Annotated in this window: 21 protein-coding genes; 10 read left to right on the top strand and 11 right to left on the bottom strand. The window is 71.7% G+C overall.

The features are described from left to right. The first annotated feature begins 47 nt into the window (after nt 1-47). Together msrA and ACFYNP_RS17560 are read left to right on the top strand one after the other, a co-directional pair. Nucleotides 48-713, top strand: a complete 666-nt coding sequence (gene msrA, locus ACFYNP_RS17565; RefSeq protein WP_388406090.1) for a peptide-methionine (S)-S-oxide reductase MsrA — start codon at nt 48-50, stop codon at nt 711-713. Between the two features lie 502 nt (nt 714-1215). Then, nucleotides 1216-1821, top strand: coding sequence for a DUF4291 domain-containing protein (locus tag ACFYNP_RS17560; RefSeq protein WP_388786310.1), 606 nt, complete (start codon nt 1216-1218; stop codon nt 1819-1821). Between the two features lie 158 nt (nt 1822-1979). Here the strand turns inward: ACFYNP_RS17560 and ACFYNP_RS17555 are convergent, their stop codons facing one another. After that, the gene (locus ACFYNP_RS17555; protein WP_388406087.1) at nt 1980-3017 is read right to left on the bottom strand and encodes an NAD(P)-dependent alcohol dehydrogenase; all 1038 of its coding nucleotides are present in this window, start codon (nt 3015-3017) and stop codon (nt 1980-1982) included. A 160-nt stretch (nt 3018-3177) separates the two neighbouring features. Between ACFYNP_RS17555 and ACFYNP_RS17550 the strand changes: the two genes are divergently transcribed. After that, nucleotides 3178-4035 (top strand): helix-turn-helix transcriptional regulator, encoded by an 858-nt coding sequence (locus tag ACFYNP_RS17550; RefSeq protein ID WP_388406085.1) that lies wholly within the window; start codon nt 3178-3180, stop codon nt 4033-4035. A 91-nt stretch (nt 4036-4126) separates the two neighbouring features. Here the strand turns inward: ACFYNP_RS17550 and ACFYNP_RS17545 are convergent, their stop codons facing one another. Both ACFYNP_RS17545 and ACFYNP_RS17540 read right to left on the bottom strand, forming a co-directional pair. Then, nucleotides 4127-5395, bottom strand: a complete 1269-nt coding sequence (locus tag ACFYNP_RS17545; RefSeq protein WP_388786308.1) for an Ig-like domain-containing protein — start codon at nt 5393-5395, stop codon at nt 4127-4129. A gap of 238 nt (nt 5396-5633) precedes the next feature. Continuing rightward, entirely contained in the window at nt 5634-5960 is a 327-nt protein-coding gene (locus ACFYNP_RS17540) for a hypothetical protein (protein WP_388406081.1), read from the bottom strand. A 107-nt stretch (nt 5961-6067) separates the two neighbouring features. Between ACFYNP_RS17540 and ACFYNP_RS17535 the strand changes: the two genes are divergently transcribed. After that, nucleotides 6068-6349, top strand: a complete 282-nt coding sequence (locus ACFYNP_RS17535) for an LPXTG cell wall anchor domain-containing protein (protein ID WP_100574805.1) — start codon at nt 6068-6070, stop codon at nt 6347-6349. A 109-nt stretch (nt 6350-6458) separates the two neighbouring features. Here ACFYNP_RS17535 and hutH read toward each other — a convergent pair whose 3' ends face one another. The 5 genes from hutH to ACFYNP_RS17510 form a co-directional block, all read right to left on the bottom strand. Continuing rightward, nucleotides 6459-8006 (bottom strand): histidine ammonia-lyase, encoded by a 1548-nt coding sequence (gene hutH / locus ACFYNP_RS17530; RefSeq protein ID WP_388406076.1) that lies wholly within the window; start codon nt 8004-8006, stop codon nt 6459-6461. A 465-nt stretch (nt 8007-8471) separates the two neighbouring features. Further along, on the bottom strand, nt 8472-9605 hold the full coding sequence (locus tag ACFYNP_RS17525) for a diguanylate cyclase domain-containing protein (protein WP_388786306.1): 1134 nt from the start codon (nt 9603-9605) through the stop codon (nt 8472-8474). Nucleotides 9606-9703: 98 nt separating this feature from the next. Beyond that, entirely contained in the window at nt 9704-10492 is a 789-nt protein-coding gene (locus ACFYNP_RS17520) for an enoyl-CoA hydratase/isomerase family protein (protein WP_388786305.1), read from the bottom strand. Nucleotides 10493-10588: 96 nt separating this feature from the next. Further along, on the bottom strand, nt 10589-11794 hold the full coding sequence (locus ACFYNP_RS17515) for an adenylate/guanylate cyclase domain-containing protein (RefSeq protein WP_388406069.1): 1206 nt from the start codon (nt 11792-11794) through the stop codon (nt 10589-10591). Nucleotides 11795-11910: 116 nt separating this feature from the next. After that, complete coding sequence (locus tag ACFYNP_RS17510; protein WP_388406067.1) at nt 11911-12771, bottom strand: biotin--[acetyl-CoA-carboxylase] ligase; 861 nt, start codon at nt 12769-12771, stop codon at nt 11911-11913. 151 nt (nt 12772-12922) lie between these two features. Between ACFYNP_RS17510 and ACFYNP_RS17505 the strand changes: the two genes are divergently transcribed. Continuing rightward, nucleotides 12923-14524 carry an acyl-CoA carboxylase subunit beta gene (locus ACFYNP_RS17505; RefSeq protein WP_100574799.1) on the top strand — a complete coding sequence of 534 codons (1602 nt, stop codon included), beginning with the start codon at nt 12923-12925 and terminating at the stop codon, nt 14522-14524. A gap of 69 nt (nt 14525-14593) precedes the next feature. Continuing rightward, a complete protein-coding gene (locus tag ACFYNP_RS17500; protein WP_388406062.1) occupies nt 14594-14800 on the top strand; it encodes an acyl-CoA carboxylase epsilon subunit in 207 nt (68 codons plus the stop codon). Between the two features lie 82 nt (nt 14801-14882). On the opposite strand, the gene ACFYNP_RS17495 is transcribed toward ACFYNP_RS17500, so the two are convergent. Next, nucleotides 14883-16136 carry an SGNH/GDSL hydrolase family protein gene (locus ACFYNP_RS17495; protein ID WP_388786303.1) on the bottom strand — a complete coding sequence of 418 codons (1254 nt, stop codon included), beginning with the start codon at nt 16134-16136 and terminating at the stop codon, nt 14883-14885. A 258-nt stretch (nt 16137-16394) separates the two neighbouring features. On the opposite strand from ACFYNP_RS17495, the gene mmpB reads away from it, so the two are divergent. Then, nucleotides 16395-16523 (top strand): morphogenic membrane protein MmpB, encoded by a 129-nt coding sequence (mmpB, locus tag ACFYNP_RS17490; protein WP_267895398.1) that lies wholly within the window; start codon nt 16395-16397, stop codon nt 16521-16523. A gap of 51 nt (nt 16524-16574) precedes the next feature. Beyond that, the gene (locus ACFYNP_RS17485) at nt 16575-17186 is read left to right on the top strand and encodes a Maf family protein (RefSeq protein WP_388786301.1); all 612 of its coding nucleotides are present in this window, start codon (nt 16575-16577) and stop codon (nt 17184-17186) included. 7 nt (nt 17187-17193) lie between these two features. Here the strand turns inward: ACFYNP_RS17485 and ACFYNP_RS17480 are convergent, their stop codons facing one another. After that, nucleotides 17194-17664, bottom strand: coding sequence for a hypothetical protein (locus ACFYNP_RS17480; protein ID WP_388406053.1), 471 nt, complete (start codon nt 17662-17664; stop codon nt 17194-17196). 381 nt (nt 17665-18045) lie between these two features. Here ACFYNP_RS17480 and ACFYNP_RS17475 point away from each other — a divergent pair, with 381 nt between their 5' ends. Both ACFYNP_RS17475 and ACFYNP_RS17470 read left to right on the top strand, forming a co-directional pair. After that, nucleotides 18046-19800: an acetyl/propionyl/methylcrotonyl-CoA carboxylase subunit alpha gene (locus ACFYNP_RS17475; RefSeq protein WP_388406050.1), complete on the top strand. Its 1755-nt coding sequence runs from the start codon at nt 18046-18048 to the stop codon at nt 19798-19800. 313 nt (nt 19801-20113) lie between these two features. Beyond that, entirely contained in the window at nt 20114-20524 is a 411-nt protein-coding gene (locus tag ACFYNP_RS17470) for a RidA family protein (RefSeq protein ID WP_388786299.1), read from the top strand. A 708-nt stretch (nt 20525-21232) separates the two neighbouring features. Here ACFYNP_RS17470 and ACFYNP_RS17465 read toward each other — a convergent pair. Beyond that, complete coding sequence (locus tag ACFYNP_RS17465) at nt 21233-21853, bottom strand: VC0807 family protein (protein WP_388786297.1); 621 nt, start codon at nt 21851-21853, stop codon at nt 21233-21235. Between the last annotated feature and the right edge of the window lie 408 nt (nt 21854-22261).

Genomic DNA, 22261 nt, shown 5'->3' with positions numbered 1-22261 from the left:
GCCCGGCGCGTTACCCCTGGGCAACCCATCTTTCCGAGGAGCCCCCGATGATCTTCGGCCGCCGCACGCCCGAGCTGCCCACCCCCGAGCAGGCCCTCAAGGGACGCCCGGAGCCCGAATTCACCCTGCCCTCGCGGCACACGGTCCTCGGCAACCCGCTGGCCGGCCCCTACCCGGCGGGCCTGGAGGTCGCGGACTTCGGCATGGGCTGCTTCTGGGGCGCCGAGCGCAAGTTCTGGCAGACCCCGGGCGTCTGGACGACCCTGGTCGGCTACCAGGGCGGCAGCACGGTGAACCCCGCGTACGAGGAGGTCTGCTCGGGCCTGACCGGGCACACCGAGGCGGTTCGCGTGGTCTACGACCCCGCCCTCGTCTCGTACGAGCAGCTCCTGAAGGTGTTCTGGGAGAACCACGACCCGACGCAGGGCTTCCGCCAGGGCAACGACGTGGGCACCCAGTACCGCTCCGCGATCTACACCCACACCCCCGCCCAGGAAGCCACCGCCCAGGCGTCCCGCGAGTCCTACCAGAAGGTCCTGACGGGCTCGGGCTACGGCACGATCACCACGGAGCTGCTCCCCGCGGAGGGCCGCACCTTCTACGCCGCCGAGCCCTACCACCAGCAGTACCTCGACAAGAACCCGGCCGGATACTGCGGGATCGGGGGGACGGGCGTCTCCTGCCCGATCGGGGTGGCCAGGGCCGAGGGCTGAGCACGCCCTCCGAAGCGGCTGTGGGGCACCGGCACGACGCCGGTGCCCCGCTTTCGCGTCGGCCCCGGTTGCCCTTCCTGGAGTAGCCCGGCCGCGTGGACGGGTGACGTTGCGCGGCGAAGGGCGCCGGGCGGTCGCGGGCGGGCCGGTCGTCGGGGTGAATGGCCCGGACAGGAGCTGTTCGGGCGGACGGGTGGTAGGCGTGAGCGATCCGAGGACGACCATGGGGGGACCCGTGCACCTGAGACTTCCGCACGCGCCGCCGAAACCCGCGCCCGGGTGCCCGGTGTGCGCGGAGATGGCGGTACGGCGGCGGGCCGCACGCGGGCGGGGGGACTTCTCGGCGGCCACGGACGCGGATGTGGAGATCCGCCACCATCCGCATCCGGGCCGGCGCCGATAGCGCCTGAGTCCGGGCGCGTCCGGGCGCTGCTCCCCCGGGGATGACCACCCCGCCGATATTCGCTGGCCGCCCCGGCCCCGCCACGTCACCCTTGCCCGCATGGAAGACCACATACCGATCCCGCCCCCGCCCCGCGAACAGATCCGGGCCCTGCACACCGAGTCGACGGTCACCGTCTACCAGGCGTACGACCCCGAGCTCGGGCTGCCCGCCGCCCGCGACGGGCGGTTTCCGGCGGCGTGGAAGCGGGAGCGGATGACCTGGGTCAAGCCGTCGTTCCTGTGGATGATGTACCGCTCGGGCTGGGGCACGAAGGAGGGCCAGCGCACCGTGCTCGCCGTCGAGATCCGGCGGGACGGGTTCGACTGGGCCGTCGAGCACGCCTGCCTGTCGCACTACGTGCGCGAGGTGCACGGTGAACCGGCCGACTGGAAAAGGGAGTTGAAGCGCGCGCCCGCTCGGGTGCAGTGGGACCCCGAGCGGGATCTCCACCTCCGCGCACTGCCGTACCGCTCGTTGCAGCTCGGGCTCGTCGGGGAGGCGGTGCGGCGGTACGCGGACGAGTGGATCGTCGGGGTCCGCGATGTGACCCCGCTCGCGCACCGCGTCCACGCGCTCGTACGCGGCGGCCAACTCGACGCCGCAAGAGCCCTGTTGCCCGCCGAGCGCGTCTACGCGGGGACCGGCGGCCCCGGGCGGGGGTGACGGCAGGCGGGGCGGGCGACTCGGGCGGCCAGGGCATGCGAACGGCCCCGAAGGCAGGGGAATGCCTCCGGGGCCGCGATCGGAGCCCGGGGTCAGGACCCGGGATCAGGACCCGGGACCGGGGCCCCGGGCCAGCGTCAGGCCGGCCCGGGGTCGGGTCAGATCGTCGCCGTGTCGATCACGAACCGGTAGCGCACATCGCTGGCCAGCACCCGCGCGTACGCCTCGTTGATCTGGTCCGCGCGGATCAGCTCGATCTCGGCGCCCAGGTTGTGCTCGGCGCAGAAGTCGAGCATCTCCTGGGTCTCGTCGATGCTGCCGATCATCGAGCCGGCCAGGATCTTGTTGCCGCCGATGAGGCCGAACATGTTGAGCGAGTTCGGCTCCTCCGGGGCGCCCACGTTCACGAACGCGCCGCCGGCCTTCAGGAGCGAGAGGTACGCGCCCAGGTCCAGCGGGGCGGACACGGTGGAGACGATCAGGTCGAGGGAGCCCGCGAGCTGCTGGAAGGTGTCCTCGTCGCTGGTCGCGTAGTAGTGGTCGGCGCCCAGCTTGAGGCCGTCGTCCTTCTTGCGCAGCGTCTGGCTGAGCACGGTCACCTCGGCACCCATCGCGTGCGCGATCTTGACGCCCATGTGGCCGAGACCGCCGAGCCCGAGGATGGCGACCTTCTTGCCGGGGCCCGCCTGCCAGCGCTTGAGCGGCGAGTACAGGGTGATGCCGGCGCACAGCAGCGGGGCCGCGACGTCCAGCGGGATGCTGTCGGGGATGCGCAGGGTGTGGTCCGCGTCCACGACGATGTGCGTGGAGTAGCCGCCGTAGGCGGGCTTGCCGTCCCGGCCGATGGCGTTGTACGTCGAGACGCCGTCCTGGCAGAACTGGTTCTGCCCCGACAGACAGGCCTCGCACTTTCCGCAGGAGTCGACGAAGCAGCCGACGCCCGCACGGTCGCCGACCTTGAACTTGGTGACGTCCGAGCCGACCTCGGTGATCACACCGGCTATCTCGTGGCCGGGCACCATCGGGAAGATGGCCTCGCCCCAGCCCTCGTTCGCCTGGTGGATGTCGGAGTGGCAGATACCGGCGTACTTGATGTCGATGAGCACGTCGTTCGGGCCCACCGGACGGCGCTCGATGGTGGTGCGCTCCAGGGGAGCCTTGGCGGCGGGGGCGGCGTAGGCGGCGACGGTGGTCATGTGCCGGTCTCCTCAGATCTTTGGGGTACGCGGTCCAGCCTGCCCGAGTTCCTGCCGGCCACCCAGGTCTCTGTTCTGCCTACGACCAGCGTGCGTACTACTGGCAGGGTCAGGCTCCTGGTCGTACGCCCACGATCCCGAGCGCGGATACTTGGGTGTCATGGACCAGCGCGCCGAACTCAGCGAATTCCTCCGTTCCCGCCGGGCCCGGCTGAAGCCCGAGGACGTGGGGCTGCCCGACCACGGGCGCCACCGCCGGGTGCCGGGGCTGCGCCGGGAAGAGCTGGCGCAGCTGGCCGGGGTGTCGGTGGCGTACTACACGCGCCTGGAGCAGGGCAACGCGCAGAACGTCTCGGTGGAGGTCCTGGAGGCGATCGGGCGGGTGCTGCGCCTGAGCGAGACCGAGCAGAACCACCTCACGCACGTGGCGAAGGGCAAGGCGAAGAAGAAGCGCGGCTCGGCCTGCAAGCCGCACCAGGTGCGCCCGGCGCTCCAGCAGCTGATCGACGCCATGGAGGGCGTGCCCGCCTACATCGTCGGCCCGCGCCTGGACATCCTGGGCTGGAACCGGATGGCGGCGGCCCTGTTCGGCGACATGTCCCCGCTGCCGCCGCAGGAAAGGAATCTGGCGCGCCAGGTGTTCCTCGACCCGGCTTCGCGCTCGCTGTACGTGGACTGGCACAGCAAGGCCGTCGACATGGTGAGCGTGCTGCGGCTCGGTGCGGGCTGCTATCCGGACGACCCCCAACTGACCTCCTTGATCGGCGAGTTGTCGGTCAAGAGCGAGGAGTTCCGCACGATGTGGGCGGCCCACACCGTGGCCGACAAGGGCCACGGCGTCAAGCGGCTGCGCCACCCGGTGGTCGGCGAGCTGACGCTGGCGTACGAGACGCTGAAGCTGCCGGACGCGCACGACCTGTCCCTGGTCACCTACCACGCGGAGCCGGGCTCGAAGTCGCAGGAGTCGCTGCGGCTGCTGGGCAGTTGGGGCGCGGACCAGCCGGTCCGTACGGCCTGAGGGGCGGTCCGTACGGCCCGGGAGACGGCTGCGGGGGCCCCGGAGGGCCCCCGAGCGGATCAGGCGGTCGAGCAGGCGGACGGCCGGGCGGTCAGACGGCGGAGCCGGCCTTCCACTGGTCCCAGCTCATGTTCCAGCCGTTGAGGCCGTTGTCCGGCTGGATCGTCTTGTCGTGCGAGTTCTTGATGACCACGACGTCACCGGTGATGGAGTGGTCGTAGAACCAGGCGGCCGTGGTGCCGTCGTCGTTGGCACCCTTGGTGTCCGACAGGCCGACGCAGCCGTGGCTGGTGTTGGCGCTGCCGAAGATGGACTTGGCGCCCCAGTAGTTGCCGTGGATGAAGGTGCCGGACGCGGACAGGCGCATGGCGTGCGGCACGTCCTTGATGTCGTACTCGCCCTTGCCGTCGTCGTCCGTGAAGCCGACCGTCGCACCGTTCATCCGGGTCTCCTTGTACTTCTCGGAGATCACCATCTGGCCGTTGTACGTGGGGTGTTCGGGGGAGCCCGCGGAGATCGGGATGGTCTTCACGGTCTTGCCGTCCTGGGTGACGGTCATGGTGTGGGTGTTCGCGTCCACGGTGGAGACCTGGTTGCGGCCGATCTTGAAGGTGACCGTCTTCTCCTGGACACCGGTGATCCCGTTGGAGGCCTCGACGCCGTCCAGGTCCATCTTCATGGTGACGGTCGAGTTCTCCTTCCAGTAGTCCTGCGGCCGGAAGTCGAGACGCTGCGAGCCGAACCAGTGCCCGACGACCTCCTGGCCGGAGCTGGAGGAGACGGTGATCTTGGCCTGCACGCCCTTCTTGTTGGTGATCGCCTTGTCGAAGTTGATCGACACCGGCATACCGACACCGACGGTCGAGCCGTCCTCGGGCGTGAAGTTGCCTATGAAGCTGTTCTTCGGGGAGACGGTGCTGAAGGAGGCGTTCTCGTGCGCCTGGCGCGACTTCGCGTCCGCCGCGGTCGCCGTGATCTTGTACGTGGTGGAACGCTTCAGGGCCTTGTCGGGCGCCCAGCTCAGGCCGTCGGCGGATATCTTGCCGTCGACCTTGGTGCCGTCGGCCGAGGTCAGCGTCACCTCGGTCAGCTTGCCGTCGGCGACGGTGACCTTGGTGTCACTGTTGATGCCGACGTTGTCGGCGCCGTTCTTGGGCAGGATGGTGATCTTGGCGTCCGAGGTGTCCTTCTCGGCGGCCTTGTCGGCCGCGGCCTGCGCCGATGACGAGCTTTCGGCCTTGGCACCCTTGTCGCCGCCACCGTTGCAGGCAGAAAGGACCAGTACGCCGCCGAGCACCGCGCACGCCGCCGCGAGACCCTGCTTGCGCCGCTTACTCTCCGTCTTCACACGCTTCTCCATCGTTGCCGTCCCCCCGCAAGTCATCACGTCTAGAACATCAGACTGCTCGTTCCCGTTCCGCAGCGGGGGTGAATGTGGGGCACACCACGCGTCCGAGGGCGGGTCGGGGCGGGACGGACAAGATCGCCAAAAGGCGTTCGCGTCCCGCCCCGGACCCCGCTCGGCCCGGCGCGCCCGTTCAGTCGTCGCCTCGTTCAGTCGTCGCCTCGGTCAGTCGTCGTCGTTCGGTCCTCGTGGTTCAGTCATCGTCGTTGCCGTCCTCCTCGTCGAGGTCCCACTCCTCGTCGTCGGGGTCGTAGCCGACCCGCTCACTGCTCCAGGAGGCCTGGACCAGATCCGCGCCCGGCAGCGCCTCCACGAGGTCGACCGGGTCCACGAGGTAGGCGAGGGCCTCCGCTCCGTCTTCCCGTACCGCGGCCTCGGCATGCGTGCGTTCCTCGGGTCGCATCGCGGAGTCCTCGGCGATGCGGGCGAGCGCGGCCGCCGCCAGCTCGTCCGCGTCCTGGATCTCCAGGACCAAATCGACCCGGAGGCGCACATACCGTGATGTCTCTTCTTCGCTCATGCGGGGAGCGTAGGGCTCAAGCCATTCTCGACTTTCCCGCGACCCGCTGCTTTCACTAGCATCAGCGCATCCCGCCAATTCGACGTACTCGCAAGGGGATCGCTCACTTGTCCGTCGCTCGCCGTCCCCTGCTCACCGCCACCGCGGCCGGCACGCTGCTCTGCGCCCTCTGGTTCGTTCCGTCCGCCAACGCGACGGACGAGCAACACCCTTCGACGCCCCCCGCGCCCTCCGCGTACCGGGCCGCCCCCGCCCCCGCCGAAGGCCCGCTGGCGCTGGCCGACACGGGCAGCGCGAACACCTCCCCCTACCTGGTCGGCGGCACGCTGTTCCTGGGGCTCGGGGCGGGGTTCGTGACGTACTCGGTCCGCAGATCACGCCTGTGCTGACCTGATCCGGACACACCTCAACCCCGTTGGTCCGTACGGCAGTTGCCGACGCAAAAGGGCCGCCTGGGACAACAGGTCCCGGGCGGCCCTCGCGCTGTGCGCGGGGTGGTCAGGCGAGGCGCCCCGTCACCGTCTCCACGGCGGCGACCAGCTTGCCTTCCCGTACGAAGGCGTCGGCGGCGGCCAGGTCGGGAGCGAGGAAGCGGTCCGGCCCCGGACCCTGGATGCCGGCCGCGCGGGCCGCGGCGATGGCCGCCTGCGAGGCGGGCGCGGGGGTCAGGCCCTTGCGCAGCTCGATGCCGCGGGTCGCCGCGTACATCTCGACGGCGATGATCCGGGCCAGGTTGTCGACGGAGGTGCGCAGCTTACGCGCGGCCGACCAGCCCATGGAGACGTGGTCCTCCTGCATCGCGGAGGACGGGATCGAGTCGGCGGAGGCCGGCACCGCGAGCCGCTTCATCTCGCTGACCAGGGCCGCCTGGGTGTACTGGGCGATCATCAGGCCCGAGTCCACACCGGCGTCGTCGGCGAGGAACGGCGGCAGACCGTGGCTGCGGTTCTTGTCGAGCAGCCGGTCGGTGCGGCGCTCGGCGATCGAGCCGAGGTCGGCGGCGGCGATGGCGAGGAAGTCCAGGACATAGGCGACGGGGGCGCCGTGGAAGTTGCCGTTGGACTCGACGCGGCCGTCGGGCAGCACCACCGGGTTGTCGACGGCGGCGGCCAGTTCGCGCTCGGCGACGGTCAGGGCGTACGCGATGGTGTCGCGTCCGGCGCCGTTGACCTGGGGGGCGCAGCGCACCGAGTACGCGTCCTGGACGCGCGGCGCCTCTTCCTCCTGGAAGTGGCCGGTCAGGCCCGAACCCGTCAGCACGGCAAGCATGTTGGCGGCGGACGCGCCCTGGCCCGGGTGCGGGCGGATGGCGTGCAGCTCGGGCGCGAGCACCTTGTCGGTGCCGAGCAGCGCTTCGAGGGAGAGGGCCGCGGTGATGTCGGCGGAGGTGTAGAGCTTCTTCAGGTCGGCGATGGCCATGCACAGCATGCCGAGCATGCCGTCGGTGCCGTTGAGGAGGGCCAGGCCCTCCTTCTCGCGCAGCTCGACGGGCTCGATGCCGGCCGCGGCGAGCAGCTCGCCCGCGGGCTTCACGACACCGTCGGGTCCCTCGGCGTCGCCCTCGCCCATCAGCGTCAGGGCGCAGTGCGACAGCGGCGCGAGGTCGCCGGAGCAGCCGAGCGAGCCGTACTCGTGGACGACGGGGGTGATGCCCGCGTTCAGCACGTCGGCCATGGTCTGCGCGACGGAGGGGCGCACACCGGTGTGCCCGGACGCGACGGTCTTCAGGCGCAGGAACATCAGCGCGCGCACGACCTCGCGCTCCACCCGCGGGCCCATGCCGGCCGCGTGCGAGCGCACGATGTTGCGCTGGAGCTGGGCGCGGAGCTCGGGGCTGATGTGCCGGGAGGCCAGGGCGCCGAAGCCGGTGGAGACGCCGTACACCGGCTCGGGCTTCGCGGCCAGGGCGTCGACGATCTCGCGTGCCCTGGCGAGGGCGGCGAGTGCCTCGGCGGAGAGCTCGACCTTCGCGTTGCCTCGGGCCACGGCGATGACGTCCTCGGGGGTGGTGCCGGAGGTCCCCACCACGACAGTGTGCATATCCATATTCAGCACCCTACGGACTGAATCGCCGGGTGTCACTAGCCCCGAGTGCCTACGGGGTCCGGACCGGGTGCGTGCGGGGTGGCACCCTGGGGCTCCGCCCCAGACCCCGGGAGCCGCCCCACCCCGCCCCTTCCCGCAACCCTCCGGGGGTGAAGGACCCTGGAGGCTCCGCCCCCAGACCCCCGGTCGCGCCTCAAGGGCGCTCGTCCTCAAACGCCGGACGGGCTGGAGGTACCCCGGCACCGAGGCTCTTGGGGGCGCGAGGAACCGCGCGAGCCGCGCCCCCGGGTGGAGGCACAAGGACCCTGGAGGCTCCGCCCCCAGACCCCCGTTCGCACCTCAAGGGCGCTCGTCCTCAAACGCCGGACGGGCTGGAGGTGCCCCGGCACCGAGGCTCTTGGGGGCGCGGGGAACCGCGCGAGCCGCGCCCGCGGATGGAGGCGGGGCTGGGAGCCGGGCGGGGTGTCAGGTCCGGCCCCTGAAGCGGCGGCGGTCGTGCGGCGGGGACGGCGGCGCGTCGGCGAGGCGGAGGACCGCCCCGTCCCGCCCCGCCACCACCGGCTTGACCGAGCGCGCGGCCTTCGCGCGGTACTGGGCCGCGTCCGCGAGGCGGAACAGGCGGCGGGCCGAGCGCACCTCGCCGATCGGGTCACCCGTGGAGGCCACCCCGCACGCGACTCCCTCGCCGAGCTCCAACTCCCCCGCACGCAGGCAGAGTTGCTCGCTCACGGCGACGACTTCGTCGGGCGTTGCGCCGAGGGCCAGGAGGCAGAACTCGTCGCCGCCGAGCCGCGCGGCCAGCGCCCCCGGCAGCATCGCCCCGCAGAGGGAGAGCACCGAGCCGAAGCGTTCGAGGAGACGGTCCCCGACCGCGTGCCCCAGCGTGTCGTTGACCCGCTTGAGCCCGTTGAGGTCGCACACCACGAGGCTGACGACCGAGCCGTCCACCCGGTGCCGTTCGATCGCCTCGTCGAGGCGCATGTCCACCGCACGGCGGTTCGCGAGCCCGGTCAGCGGATCGGTGAAGGCCAGGCGGCGCACCTCTTCGAGGCGTTCGGTCTGGGAGATCCCGGCGGCGGCCACCGACGCGAGGACGGTGGCGAAGTCCGCGTCGGCCGCGTCGAAGACGGGCGCGCCGACGGGCCGGGCCACGTACAGCTCGCCCCAGGCCCGCCCGTGCAGCACGATCGGGGCCACCACACAGCAGCCACGGCCGCGCCTGCGCAGCGCGGTCACGCGCTCGTGGCAGTAGCCCGCATCCCCCTCGGGCGGCGCGACGGCGGTCTCGACCCAGGCGTTGGGCTCACCGCCGCCCGCCCACCGCTCGTGCAGGAACTCGGTGATCTCGGGGAACTGGTGCACCGGATACGTCTCGTCGTCGGGGAACTCCTCCTCCCCGGCGGCCCGTTCGCCCTCGTTCACCAGCACGCGAAGTCGGCCCAGCTCGCGCTCCCAGACGGAGAGCGCGGCGAAGTTCCCGCCGAGCGCGTCGCGCGCGCCCAGCGCCGCGGCACGCCAGGACTCGCGCGGCGTGTGGGCCGCGGCCATGGCCTGTGCCAGCGAAACCACGGCCCGCAGCCGGGCATCCTCTCCACCCATTTCTACAGCTTAGGTAGGTTTTGGGTGTTTTGACCCCTGAGACGCCGGACACATATCCCGCACCGGCCGCTTCGGACCGCTCGGCCGAGTCACCCGGGTCACTCCCCGGGCCACACCGGCTTCCGCTTCTCGTTGAACGCGGCCACGCCCTCGGCGCGGTCCCCGGAGAAGGCCACCGAGCGCCACGCCGCGTCCTCCACCTCAAGGCCGGCCCGCAGGTCCAGGCCCTGACCCAGCCGCATCGCCCGCTTCGCGGCGCGCAGCCCGACCGGTGAGTTGGCCGCCATCCGCCCGGCGAGCGCCAGCGCCTCGGTGCGGGCGTCCTCGGCCAGCACGTCGACGAGCCCCAACTCCCTTGCCTCCACGGCCTCCACGCGGCGCGCGGTGAAGACCAGCTCGGCGGCGCGGGCCGCGCCGACCCGGCGGGGCAGCAGCTGCGTACCGCCGCCACCGGGGATGACGCCGACCGACACCTCGGGCAGGCCGACCACGGCGGTCGCGTCCGCCACGATCACATCGCAGGCGAGCGCGAGCTCGAAGCCGCCGCCGAGCGCGAAGCCGTGCACGGCGGCGACCGTCGGCATGGGCAGTTCGAGCACGCCGGTGTAGGCGGCGCGGGCGGTGGGGCGCTGGCGTACCAGCTCGGCGTCGGTGAAGGAGTTGCGCTCCTTCAGGTCCGCGCCGACGCAGAAGGCCCGCTCGTTCGTCGACGTCACCACGGTGACCCGGGCCTCGGGGTCGCCGCCGAGCGCCGCGCAGGCGGCGGCGATGGAGCGGGCCATCTCGGTCGAGACGGCGTTCATGGCCTTGGGCCGGTCGAGCACCAGCTCGGCGACGTACCCCTCGCGCCGCACGACGACGAACTCCCCGAACCGCTGCTCAGCCATGGCAACCCCTCCGTTAACGAACGTTACGTCGGGGGTGATCCTAGGCCCGCGACCGGCAGGGCCTCCAGGGCGTCCCGGCGGGCCTGGCGACAGGTCCTAGGACAGGCCCTGCGTCTCGCGGCGGTGCAGGAGCCAGGGCTCGACCACACCGAGGCCGCGCACCGGGCGCTGCCACATCGGCTGGAGCGCGAAGCGGTACTTCGCGGCCGGGGCGAGCTCCTCGCCCTCCTTCTCCGCTGCGAGCGCGTCCTGGGCGGCCTGCGCCTCGGAGACCGGGGCGTCGCCGGTGCGGGCCAGCTCCTCGGCGAACGCGCCGTCGACCAGGACCGCGTCCTTGGGGGCTATCGAGGTGAGCCGGCTCGCAAGGTTCACGGTGGTGCCGAACACGTCGCCCATGCGGGTCGTGACGGTGCCGAACGCGATGCCCACGCGCAACGCCGGCATCGTCTCGTCGCCGGCCATCGTCTCGATGAGCCGCAGCGAGATCTCGGCGGCCGTGCCCGCGTCGTCGGCGGCGAACAGGACCTCGTCGCCCAGCGTCTTGATGAGCCGCCCGCCGTGGGCCGCGACCAGGTCGGCGGCGGTCGTCTCGAAGGCCTCGACGAGCTCGCCGAGCTCCTCCTCCTCCAGGCGCCGGGTGAGCCGGGTGAACCCGACGAGGTCGGCGAAGCCCACCGCGAGGCGGCGGTCGACCATCTCTTCGTCGTCGGCGGCCTGCACCACGCGCCCGGTCGCGGCGGCCAGCTGGCGCCGCCACACGTAGACGAGGAATTCCTGAAGCTCGGGCAGCAGCAGCTCGACCAGGGGGTACGTGACCTCGGTGCGGGTCATGCCGGGCTCGGGGGGCTCGGTGAGGCCCTCCAGGAAAGAATCGATCTGCCATTCGGCCAGCCGGGCGGTGGTCTGCCCGGTGGAGCGCGCGACCTGCACCGCCATCGGCTCGCTGAGCAGCCCCGCCTCGACCAGACCGGCGAGCCGCCGCAGGGCAAGCACGTCGGCCTCGGTGAGCGCCTTGGCCTGCCCGATGTCGGCGAACCCCATGGCCCGCCAGAACCGGGACGCCAGCTCCATCGAGACGCCCGCGGTACGGGCCGCCTGGAACGGCGTGTAGCGCCGGTCGGCCCCCAGGATGAGCTGCTCCAGGCGGATGGCCAGCGGGTCGTCGGTCGGCTCGGCGGTGTGGTCGACGGCGTGGTGCGGCGTCGGGTACGCGGAGGACGCGGGTGGTGCGGGGGTGCCGGAGCCGCCGGGGCCGCTGCCGGTGCCGTCATCCGCACCGGACCGTGTCTCGTCGACGGTCACCGGCCGCCTCCTGCCCGTTGCCTGCGCACTGCCCTGCCGATCTGTCGCTGGATCGGGCTCAACGATACGGCAGGTGTGCCGTAGCTCACGTCCCGGGAGCGTGTCCTCGGCCGGGCTTACGGTGCGTCCGGGCGCAGGTGGACGATGTCGCCCGCCGCCACCGGGCGCTGCACGCCCTCCTCGGTGGCGAGAACCAGACGCCCGTCCCCGTCCACGGCCACCGCCTCGCCCCGTACCGACTGCCCGCCCGGCAGCTCCGCACGCACCGTGCGGCCCAGCGTCGCGCAGGCCGCCGCGTAGGCCTCCTGGAGGCCGGAGGCAGCCGGGTCGCCGCCTGCCGCGCGCCAGGTTGCGTACCCCTCCTCCAGGGAGCGCAGGACGGCGCGCAGCAGGGTGTCGCGGTCGGTGGAGACGGCGCCCGCGAGCGCGAGCGAGCCCGCACCGGGCACCGGGAGCTCCTCGGCACGCAGCGTGACGTTGAGGCCGATGCCGACGACCACGGCGTCGGCCCCGGCGCGCTCCGCGAGGATGCCGCCCGCCTTGCGCTCCTCGCCCGCCACGGTGAGCAGCAGGTCGTTGGGCCATTTCAGCGCGGTGTCGACGCCCGCCGCCCGCTCCAGGCCCTTCGCCACCGCGACCCCGGTGAGCAGCGGCAGCCATCCCCAGCGCTCCACCGGCACCGACGCCCCCGGCTTGAGCAGGACCGAGAAGAAGAGCCCGGAGCGGGCCGGCGCCGACCAGCGCCGGTCCAGGCGCCCGCGTCCCGCGGTCTGCTCCTCGGCGACCAGGACCGCGCCCTCGTCGAGCCCGTCGGCTTTGGCCGCGAGGTCGGAGTTGGTGGAGCCGGTCGCGGTGACCACGTCGAGCGAGGTCCACAGCGCGTCGGGGCGCAGCAGGGCGCGGCGCAGCGCGGTGGCGTTCAGGGGCGGCCGGTCGAGGTCGGACCAGCGGCTGTCGGAAGCGTCCGGGGGTGTCATGCAGCCAGGTTAGGCCGCAATTGCAAGGCGCCCCGGGTGTGGCAAACGCCGCACTGCCGAACCGTATCGGCGCCACTACCCTACGAGTCAGTAGCCAGCCTACGAGTCAGCAGCCAGCCACCCCCGTGACCAGGCAGGGAGCCGCATCCCGATGTCCGAGCCGGAAAACGCCCAGAGCGACGCCACCGTCGACATCCACACCACCGCCGGAAAGCTGGCGGATCTTCAGCGCCGCATCGACGAGGCGACCCACGCCGGCTCCGCGCGTGCGATCGAGAAGCAGCACGCCAAGGGCAAGTTGACGGCCCGTGAGCGGGTCGAACTGCTCCTGGACGAGGGCTCGTTCGTCGAGCTGGACGAGTTCGCCCGGCACCGCTCGACCAACTTCGGCATCGAGAAGAACCGCCCCTACGGCGACGGCGTGGTCACCGGTTACGGGACCGTCGACGGCCGCCCGGTGTGCGTCTACTCGCAGGACTTCACCATCTTCGGCGGCTCGCTCGGCGAGGTGTACGGCGAGAAGATCGTGAAGGTCATGGACTTCGCGATGAAGACCGGCTGCCCGGTCATCGGCATCAACGACGGCGGCGGCGCCCGCATCCAGGAGGGCGTGGTCGCGCTCGGCCTGTTCGCCGAGATCTTCCGCCGCAACGTGCACGCCTCGGGCGTCGTCCCGCAGATCTCGCTGATCGTCGGCCCGTGCGCGGGCGGCGCGGTGTACTCCCCCGCGATCACCGACTTCACGGTGATGGTCGACCAGACCTCGCACATGTTCATCACCGGGCCCGACGTCATCAAGACCGTCACCGGCGAGGACGTCGGCTTCGAGGAGCTCGGCGGCGCCCGCACCCACAACACCACGTCGGGCGTGGCCCACCACATGGCGGGCGACGAGAAGGACGCCATCGAGTACGTCAAGTCCCTGCTGTCGTACCTGCCGTCGAACAACCTGAGCGAGCCGCCGGCCTTCCCCGAGGAGGCCGATCTGGAGACCTCGGACGAGGACCGCGAGCTCGACGCGCTCATCCCGGACTCCGCGAACCAGCCGTACGACATGCACACGGCCATCGAACACGTCCTGGACGACGGGGAGTTCCTGGAGACGCAGGCCCTGTTCGCGCCGAACATCATCACCGGCTTCGGCCGCGTGGAGGGCTTCCCGGTCGGCATCGTCGCCAACCAGCCGATGCAGTTCGCCGGCTGCCTCGACATCAACGCCTCCGAGAAGGCCGCGCGCTTCGTGCGCACCTGCGACGCCTTCAACGTGCCGGTGCTGACCTTCGTGGACGTGCCGGGCTTCCTGCCGGGTGTGGACCAGGAGTACGGCGGGATCATCCGCCGCGGCGCCAAGCTGATCTACGCCTACGCCGAGGCGACGGTCCCGCTGATCACCGTCATCACCCGCAAGGCGTTCGGCGGCGCGTACGACGTCATGGGCTCCAAGCACCTGGGCGCCGACCTCAACCTGGCCTGGCCGACCGCGCAGATCGCGGTCATGGGCGCGCAGGGCGCGGTCAACATCCTGCACCGCCGCACGATCGCGGCCGCCGAGGACCAGGAGGCCACCCGCACCGAGCTGATCGCGGACTACGAGGACACCCTGCTCAACCCGTACATCGCGGCCGAGCGCGGCTACGTGGACGCGGTGATCATGCCGTCGGAGACCCGGGCCCACATCGTGAAGGGTCTGCGTCAGCTGCGCACTAAGCGGGAATCCCTTCCTCCGAAGAAGCACGGCAACATCCCGCTCTAGCCGGCACCACATCCCTGGCCCGCATACCGCACCCCGCATTCCGCACCCCGCATTCCGCAAGGAGCCGCTGTGATCAAGGTCGTACGGGGCAATCCGACCCCGGAGGAGCTGGCCGCCGCACTCGCGGTGGTCCAGGCGCGCGCCGCGGCGACGGCTTCGGCCGCGCCCGGTGCGCCGCAGCCGCCCGCGGGCTGGTCCGATCCGGCGCGCATAGCCCGGCGCGCCCTGCCGAGGCCCGGGGCGCGCACCTGGGCCCGGACGTACTGGCCCGCGTAGGCGCCACCCGGAGCGACGGCCGGACCCTCCAGCGAGGGGCCCGGCCGTCTTCGTACCTACGCCGCACCCGCCCCCGCACGCCTCACCGCACCGCCGTGCGGACGCCGCCGCACAGCACTTCGGCCAGGGCCTGCGCCATGACCCGGTAGCCCGCGTCGTTGGGGTGGAGGGCGTCACCCGAGTCGTAGGCGGGGGCGAGCCGGTCGGGGTCGGACTTCGAGGCGAGCGCCTTGTCGAAGTCGACGACCGCGTCGAACGCGCCGGAGGTGCGGATCCAGTCGTTGACCTCGTCACTGACCCGCGCCGCGTGCTCGCCCCAGTGGTCGGAGCCCTTGAGCGGGAGCAGCGTGGCCCCGACGGCCGTCAGGCCCCGGCCGTGCGCCTGGCTGATCAACTCCCGGTATCCGGCGATGAGTTCGGCGCTGGAGACGACGGGCGCGGGCACATAGGTGGGTTGCGGGACCGGCCCCTTCCGGGCCTCGCTGAACCCGATGTCGTTGAGACCTGCCAGGACGACGACGGTCGAGACGCCGGGCTGGTCGAGCACGTCACGCGCGAAGCGTGCGGTGGCCCGCTCGCCGTACCAGGCCGAGTCGTTGAGGACGAGGTTGCCGCCGATGCCCGCGTTGACGACGGGCCGGCCGGTGCGCTCGGCCAGGGCGTCGGAGTAACGGCGGTCGGCGCCCGGCGTGGAGCCGAAACCGTCCGTGATCGAGTCCCCGAGCAGGGCGATGCCGTCGCTCCGGACCCGGCCGCCCACCTCGACGCCGGAGAGGTAGTACCAGGACTGGCTGGACGCGCCGAAGGCCCCGCCCGACACGTCCGCCCGGTGGTCGCCCTCGGCCCGGTAGGTGTCCGTGAAGCCCTGCGCGTGGAAGGTGGCGGGGCCGGTCGTGCCGGCGAAGTAGAGCGTGACGGTCACCCGGTCGAGCCGTTCGAACCCGAGTCGCGCGGCGTCGCTGCGCAGCTCTCCGTGGGCCGGGATGCTCACGGACCGACGGCCCCAGAAGGTCAACTCCCTTACGGTGCGCGGCTGTACGGCCGCCCCTTCCGCGGTACGGGCGACGGTCGCGCCGGTGACGACGAGCGGCGAGGTGCCGTACGCGTTGGAGAGCCGGATACGGATCCGGTCGCCACCCTGAGTGACGCGTACGACCTGGCGGACGCTCTGGTGCGAGAAGCCCTCCTGCGACCAGTTGGGGGTGAAGCCGGTCGCCGGCAGCTGCGGCGAGGCGGCCCAGGCGGAACCCCACGATCCGGCCCGCGCGGTGGACGGCTGCGTCGCCCCGGTGAGCAGCGCGAGGGTGGCGGCACCGACGATCAGCGGCTTGTGCATGGCGATCTCCCCTGTTCACGGCCACCTCACGAGCCCTAATGGTTCGCTGGTTCCGTTAGCTCGGAGCGTAGCAGCCGAGGTCGCGTAATGGAACCCGAGAACCTTTTACGGAGGGGCGGATGGGGTGGGACGGGGTTCCGGATGAACCGGAGATGAAGTAGGAGATGAAGTAAGGGTCCGCAAAGGGTCACTTGGCACCAGGCGGCTTGAGTACCCGTACTCAGGCGCGCCAACGGCCTTGGCCGCACTATCGGTTACATGCTGTGGTCAGACCCGAAGAACGAGCCGCCGAAGGAACTGCGCGACGCCCAGGCAATGATGCGCCGGGCCGGCCTGTTCCTCGCCCTCGCCATGGTGGTGGCGATGATCGTGGTCGGCATCCGCTGACCGCCCGGGGAGGTTTCACCGAGAGCCCGCGCGCGGCGCGCGGCACCTACGATGGCGCCCATGACTGCTCAGCGCCGCCTCGTCCTCGCCTCCCAATCCCCCGCCCGGCTCGGGCTGCTCCGCCAGGCGGGGCTCGCGCCCGAGGTCATCGTCAGCGGCGTCGACGAAGACGCCCTGAGCGCGCCGAGCCCCGCCGAGCTCGCCCTGGTGCTCGCCGAGGCGAAGGCGGACGCGGTGGCCGGCCGGCCGGAGGCCGCCGGCGCGCTGATCATCGGCTGCGACTCGGTACTCGAACTGGACGGCCACGCGCTCGGCAAGCCCGCCGACGCCGAGGACGCCACCGCCCGCTGGAAGTCGATGCGCGGCCGCTCGGGCGTACTCCGGACCGGGCACTGCGTGATCGACACCGCGACGGGCGGGCGGGCTTCGAAGACCGCGTCGACGGTCGTGCGGTTCGGCGAGCCCACCGACGCGGAGATCGCGGCGTACGTGGCCAGCGGTGAACCCCTTTACGTGGCGGGGGCGTTCACGCTCGACGGCCGCTCGGCGCCCTTCGTCGACTCGATCGAGGGCAGCCACGGAAACGTGATCGGGCTCAGCCTGCCCCTGCTGCGCGCGCTCCTCGGCGAGCTGGGCGTGTCGATCACCGACCTCTGGGTGTAGCGGGACCTCAGGCGGCGGCCGGCGCCCCGCTGGGGGCTCCGGGCGGCCCGTCCTCGGGCTCGGCCTCCGGCGCGGGGCGCTCCCTGGCGTACGTCACGAGCACGAAGACGAGCAGCGCGAGCACGACCATCAGGAAGGCGAAGGCCTGCCAGCCGACCAGGCCGACGGTGAACGCGCCGAGCACCGCGTGCACCACCGCGCAGGCGATCAGCGCGATGCGGGCGAAGCGGCCCGGGGCGCGGTCGCGGATGCCGATGATCAGCAGCAGGATTCCGCAGAGGACGAGGAAGAGCCCGAACAGGGCGCCCGCGATCCACGCGCCGACGGAGATCGCGTGCGGATCGATCCCGGCCATGGACATGTGCTGGTTGCGGGCGACGAGGCCGAGCACCCAGTTGACCAGCACGACACCGCACGCCTCGGCGAAGAGAACGAGCGCGGCCACGATGGCGATCAGTCGGCGCAGCACGCCCGACACCCCCTGTTACCCCTAGTACGGCTGTGGCGCGCACGCTACTAACCAGTAATGATTCGTACAAGGGTCCGCACAACAACGATGGCCCGTCGAGACCCGAAGCGCCTCGCCCGACGGGCGCCCGGCCGCAAAGAATCATTCGGCCGTTCGTAGGGACTCCACAAAGAAACCCGGGGGCGTGCTGGCCCACGGGACAGAGACCTTGCCCACACCGGACCGCTACTGTGCGGTACGGAAGCCCGGCGTACCGTGGTGCGACAAGGGATTTCGCGACTTGAGCGTGCCTCGAATCACACTCCGTGTGGGCAAGCTCACCATTGGGGACGGGTCGTAAGCCAGTGTGCGGCTTCCCTAAACTCAGCTTGTTTCAAGGAGGGAGCCATCGTGCGCAAGGTGCTCATCGCCAACCGAGGCGAAATCGCTGTCCGCGTTGCCCGGGCCTGCCGGGACGCCGGGATCGCGAGCGTAGCCGTCTACGCCGATCCGGACCGGGATGCGTTGCATGTCCGGGCCGCGGACGAGGCATTCGCCCTGGGCGGTGACACCCCGGCGACCAGCTATCTGGACATCGCCAAGGTGCTCGCGGCAGCGGCCGACTCCGGAGCGGACGCGGTCCACCCGGGCTACGGATTCCTCTCCGAGAACGCCGAGTTCGCCCAGGCGGTACTCGACGCGGGCCTGACCTGGATCGGCCCGCCCCCGCAGGCCATCCGCGACCTCGGCGACAAGGTGGCGGCCCGGCACATCGCGCAGCGCGCCGGTGCCCCGCTGGTCGCCGGCACTCCGGACCCGGTCTCGGGCTCGGACGAGGTCGTCGCGTTCGCCAAGGAGCACGGCCTGCCCATCGCCATCAAGGCGGCCTTCGGCGGCGGCGGCCGCGGCCTCAAGGTCGCCCGCACCCTCGAAGAGGTCCCCGAGCTCTACGACTCGGCCGTCCGCGAGGCCGTCGCCGCCTTCGGCCGCGGCGAGTGCTTCGTCGAGCGCTACCTCGACAAGCCCCGTCACGTCGAGACCCAGTGCCTGGCCGACACCCACGGCAACGTGGTCGTCGTCTCCACCCGTGACTGCTCGCTCCAGCGCCGCCACCAGAAGCTGGTCGAGGAAGCCCCCGCCCCGTTCCTGAGCGAGGCGCAGAACGCCGAGCTGTACGCCGCCTCGAAGGCGATCCTGCGCGAGGCCGGCTACGTCGGCGCGGGCACCGTCGAGTTCCTCGTCGGGGCCGACGGCACGATCTCCTTCCTTGAGGTCAACACCCGCCTCCAGGTCGAGCACCCGGTCACCGAAGAGGTCACCGGCATCGACCTGGTCCGCGAGATGTTCCGCATCGCCGACGGCGAGGCCCTCGGCTACGACGACCCGGTCATGCGCGGCCACTCCTTCGAGTTCCGCATCAACGGCGAGGACCCGGGCCGCGGCTTCCTGCCCGCCCCCGGCACCGTCACCGTGTTCGCGCCGCCGTCCGGACCGGGCGTCCGCCTGGACGCGGGCGTCGAGTCCGGCTCGGTCATCGGCCCCGCCTGGGACTCGCTGCTCGCCAAGCTCATCGTCACCGGCGCCACCCGCGAGCAGGCCCTCCAGCGTGCCGCGCGCGCCCTGGCCGAGTTCAACGTCGAGGGCATGGCGACCGCGATTCCCTTCCACCGCGCGGTAGTTGTCGACCCCGCGTTCACGGCCGACCCGTTCACCATCCACACCCGCTGGATCGAGACCGAGTTCGTCAACGAGATCCCGGCGTTCACGGCCACCGCCGAAGCGGACACCGACGAGGAGCCGGGCCGCGAGACGGTCGTCGTCGAGGTCGGCGGCAAGCGCCTTGAGGTCTCCCTGCCGTCCTCCCTCGGCATGACCCTGGCCCGCACCGCGGCGGCCGGCGGCGCCAAGCCCAAGCGCCGCGCCGCCAAGAAGGCCGGCTCCGCCGCCTCCGGCGACACCCTCGCCTCGCCCATGCAGGGCACGATCGTGAAGGTCGCGGTCGAGGAGGGCCAGGAGGTCAAGGAGGGCGACCTCGTCGTGGTCCTGGAGGCCATGAAGATGGAGCAGCCCCTGAACGCCCACCGCTCCGGCACGATCAAGAACCTCTCGGCCAAGGTGGGTGCGTCGGTGTCCTCCGGCGCGATGATCTGCGAGATCAAGGACTGACACGTTGACGGCTGATGCGCTGATGCGCTGACGCCCTTACGTGAGGAGTACGTGAGGAGCCCCGGTCGCCAACGCGGCCGGGGCTCCCGCGCGTTGACCACCCCGGCCGCCGTGACCGACCGGGCTGCCGGCCCCGGCTCGGCACGAGCGGTCCCCCCACCGGCTCGTACGCCCCGGTCGCCCCCACCACCCTGCCAGTGCACCTTGCGGGCCCTCGGGAATGAATCCCAGGGGCTCGTGGCTGTCGATCAAGCCGGGCTGATCACAGGTGCCCGGCTCCGAATGCGTGCAGTTTTGAGGGAGTGTCACCAGTATGTCCGTTACTCAGCCTGCCGCGGAGCGTGTGCGTGTCTCCGCGGAACCCGACTGGTACGAGTCGGCCGGCATATCGCTCGGCGTCCGGGTCGGGAACTTGGTCTTCACCTCGGGGCAGGCGCCGATCGATGCCCAGGGAGCCACGGTCGGCGTCGGGGACTTCGAGGCGCAAGCCCGTCAGGCGCTCGCGAATCTGTCGACGGTCCTCACGAACGCGGGCTCCAGCCTCGCCGAAGTGGTCAAGGCGACCGTGTTCGTCACGGACGTGGCGCAGCAGGACATCTTCGCGAAGCTGCGCGCGGAACACTTCCCGGACAAGCCCCACCTCGCGGAGTCGTTCGTAGAGGTCTCCTCACTCGCGAACGCCGAGTGGATGATCGAGATCGAGGCCATCGGACTCGTCCGGTGACGGGGCACTCGTAGCCCCTTCGCCGGGTTTACGAGCCGGCCAACGGGCCTATCGCGGCGACGGCCGCGGCGCGGTGGAAGACCCGGAGCGATCAGCGGCGCCGGAGGGCATCTGCGGGCCCCGGCGGCATGCGGGCGGGCCCGGCAGGAGGCCCCAGCAGGAGGTGGAATCCGCACGGCGGGCGGTGCGTGTGACGCCGGTCGCGCTTCGGTGGCCGGCCTCAAGTGACCTGGGGAGATGGGCACTTGGCACCCTCTCCCACCGCCCCGTACGACCGCGCCATCGCCCCTGCGGGTTACGCTCCACCCCCTGCGCGCGGGGCCCTTCGCGTGGGGCGCCTCGCGCGGGGCCCTTCGCGTGAGGCGCTTCGCGTGGGGCCCTTCGCGTGGGGCCCTTCGCGTGGGGGGTGCGGTTGCCTGGCTGGTGGTTCACGGGCCAGGCGGAGTTCATGAAGCTCAGTGATCAGCGCCGGCCCGTCGTCGGCTCCGGGACGAGGTGCGGGCGCTCTCGCGTGGGGGGAGGCGCAGGGGCGGCCCGGGTCCGATCGGTTCGGTACGTCCGCGTGCGGGTCGGGTGAGGTGCGTGGCTGGACTCACCGGGTCGGGTCGTGCGCAGTGCCCCGCGCCCTCAGGGGGCTCGGGGCGGGTCTGAGGCATGGGCTGCGTGGTGCGTCCATGCTCCGGCCGACTGGCGCGGGCGGCTCCGGTGTCAGGCCGCGGCGTGCTCCGACGCGGCGGGCCGGGGCTCGGCGTGCCCCTTCTTCATCGAGCGGACGGTCCACAGGACCAGCCCGCCCACGAAGGCGAACATGAGCAGCTGCGACACGTTGGAGGCCACCTTGATCGGGAGCAGGTAGACGGCGGTGATGCGCAGCGAGGCGTCGATCAGGAGCGTGGTGCCCCAGACCAGGGTGACGCGGCGCCAGCGGGCCCGCATGGTGGCCGTGTCCGCCATGGCGTTGAACTCGGCCGCCTGCCGCGTTCCGGCCTGGCGGGCGAATCGCTGCGCGGCATAGTAGGCGAGCGGTCGACGGACGGCGCAGCTGCCGACGAGCACCAGACCGGCCACGGCGGACTGCGCGGAGTCCTTGGCGAGGATGAACCTGGCTCCGCCACTGGTGAAGCTCAGTGCCAGGCTCGCGCCGAACAGGAAGAGCAGGAACAGCGCGAACGGGTCGACCCGGCGCCGGCGGACCGCCACCCAGAGCATGCGCGCGCCGGCGACGAGCGTGCCGGCCAGCAGTGCGACGTAGGTGGTTGCCCCGAGCAGTTCGGCGGCGAAGTACGCCATGACCGACAGCCCGATGTCGTAGAAGAGCGTGGTGACCATCGCACGCTTCACGGCACGGGACCGCGAGGCGCGGGTGCTGGTTTCGCCGTGTCCTGCGGGGCTCGACGGATGTGAGGACATGGGGGACCCCCGGTTGCGAAGGGAAGGGAGGAAGTCGACGTTCAGGACCATCTGGGAAAGACGTTAGGACGGCCCCGGTCTGCGGTCCTGAGACGTCGGGGGGAGATCCGGGTGGAGATGTTTCTCCACCCGGCTCCACCTGGTTCCCAGCCGGCTGATCGGTACGGGCCCGCATCGGGCACTTCAGCCCGTCATGGGGGTCCCCCTGGCCTTAAGGCCTTGGGGGAGTTTGAGGACGAGCGCCGTTCAGGCGCGATACGGGGTCCGGGGCGGAGCCCCGAACCGGGGGTGCAGGGGGCGCAGCCCCCTGCGGGGGTCCGAGGGGCG

The sequence above is a fragment of the Streptomyces sp. NPDC006691 genome, from assembly GCF_042869955.1.
Lineage (GTDB): Bacteria > Actinomycetota > Actinomycetes > Streptomycetales > Streptomycetaceae > Streptomyces.
The sequence above is the reverse complement of the archived record's forward strand: the minus strand, read 5'-3'. Positions and strand labels throughout refer to the sequence as shown.

Bases quoted from the DNA above. Each gene is read 5' to 3' on its own strand.
- msrA (WP_388406090.1), top strand. From the start codon at position 48: ATGATCTTCGGCCGCCGCACGCCCGAGCTGCCCACCCCCGAGCAGGCC.
- ACFYNP_RS17560 (WP_388786310.1), top strand. From the start codon at position 1,216: ATGGAAGACCACATACCGATCCCGCCCCCGCCCCGCGAACAGATCCGG.
- ACFYNP_RS17555 (WP_388406087.1), bottom strand. From the start codon at position 3,017: ATGACCACCGTCGCCGCCTACGCCGCCCCCGCCGCCAAGGCTCCCCTG.
- ACFYNP_RS17550 (WP_388406085.1), top strand. From the start codon at position 3,178: ATGGACCAGCGCGCCGAACTCAGCGAATTCCTCCGTTCCCGCCGGGCC.
- ACFYNP_RS17545 (WP_388786308.1), bottom strand. From the start codon at position 5,395: ATGGAGAAGCGTGTGAAGACGGAGAGTAAGCGGCGCAAGCAGGGTCTC.
- ACFYNP_RS17540 (WP_388406081.1), bottom strand. From the start codon at position 5,960: ATGAGCGAAGAAGAGACATCACGGTATGTGCGCCTCCGGGTCGATTTG.
- hutH (WP_388406076.1), bottom strand. From the start codon at position 8,006: ATGGATATGCACACTGTCGTGGTGGGGACCTCCGGCACCACCCCCGAG.
- ACFYNP_RS17525 (WP_388786306.1), bottom strand. From the start codon at position 9,605: ATGGGTGGAGAGGATGCCCGGCTGCGGGCCGTGGTTTCGCTGGCACAG.
- ACFYNP_RS17520 (WP_388786305.1), bottom strand. From the start codon at position 10,492: ATGGCTGAGCAGCGGTTCGGGGAGTTCGTCGTCGTGCGGCGCGAGGGG.
- ACFYNP_RS17510 (WP_388406067.1), bottom strand. From the start codon at position 12,771: ATGACACCCCCGGACGCTTCCGACAGCCGCTGGTCCGACCTCGACCGG.
- ACFYNP_RS17505 (WP_100574799.1), top strand. From the start codon at position 12,923: ATGTCCGAGCCGGAAAACGCCCAGAGCGACGCCACCGTCGACATCCAC.
- ACFYNP_RS17495 (WP_388786303.1), bottom strand. From the start codon at position 16,136: ATGCACAAGCCGCTGATCGTCGGTGCCGCCACCCTCGCGCTGCTCACC.
- mmpB (WP_267895398.1), top strand. From the start codon at position 16,395: ATGCTGTGGTCAGACCCGAAGAACGAGCCGCCGAAGGAACTGCGCGAC.
- ACFYNP_RS17485 (WP_388786301.1), top strand. From the start codon at position 16,575: ATGGCGCCCATGACTGCTCAGCGCCGCCTCGTCCTCGCCTCCCAATCC.
- ACFYNP_RS17470 (WP_388786299.1), top strand. From the start codon at position 20,114: ATGTCCGTTACTCAGCCTGCCGCGGAGCGTGTGCGTGTCTCCGCGGAA.
- ACFYNP_RS17465 (WP_388786297.1), bottom strand. From the start codon at position 21,853: ATGGTCACCACGCTCTTCTACGACATCGGGCTGTCGGTCATGGCGTAC.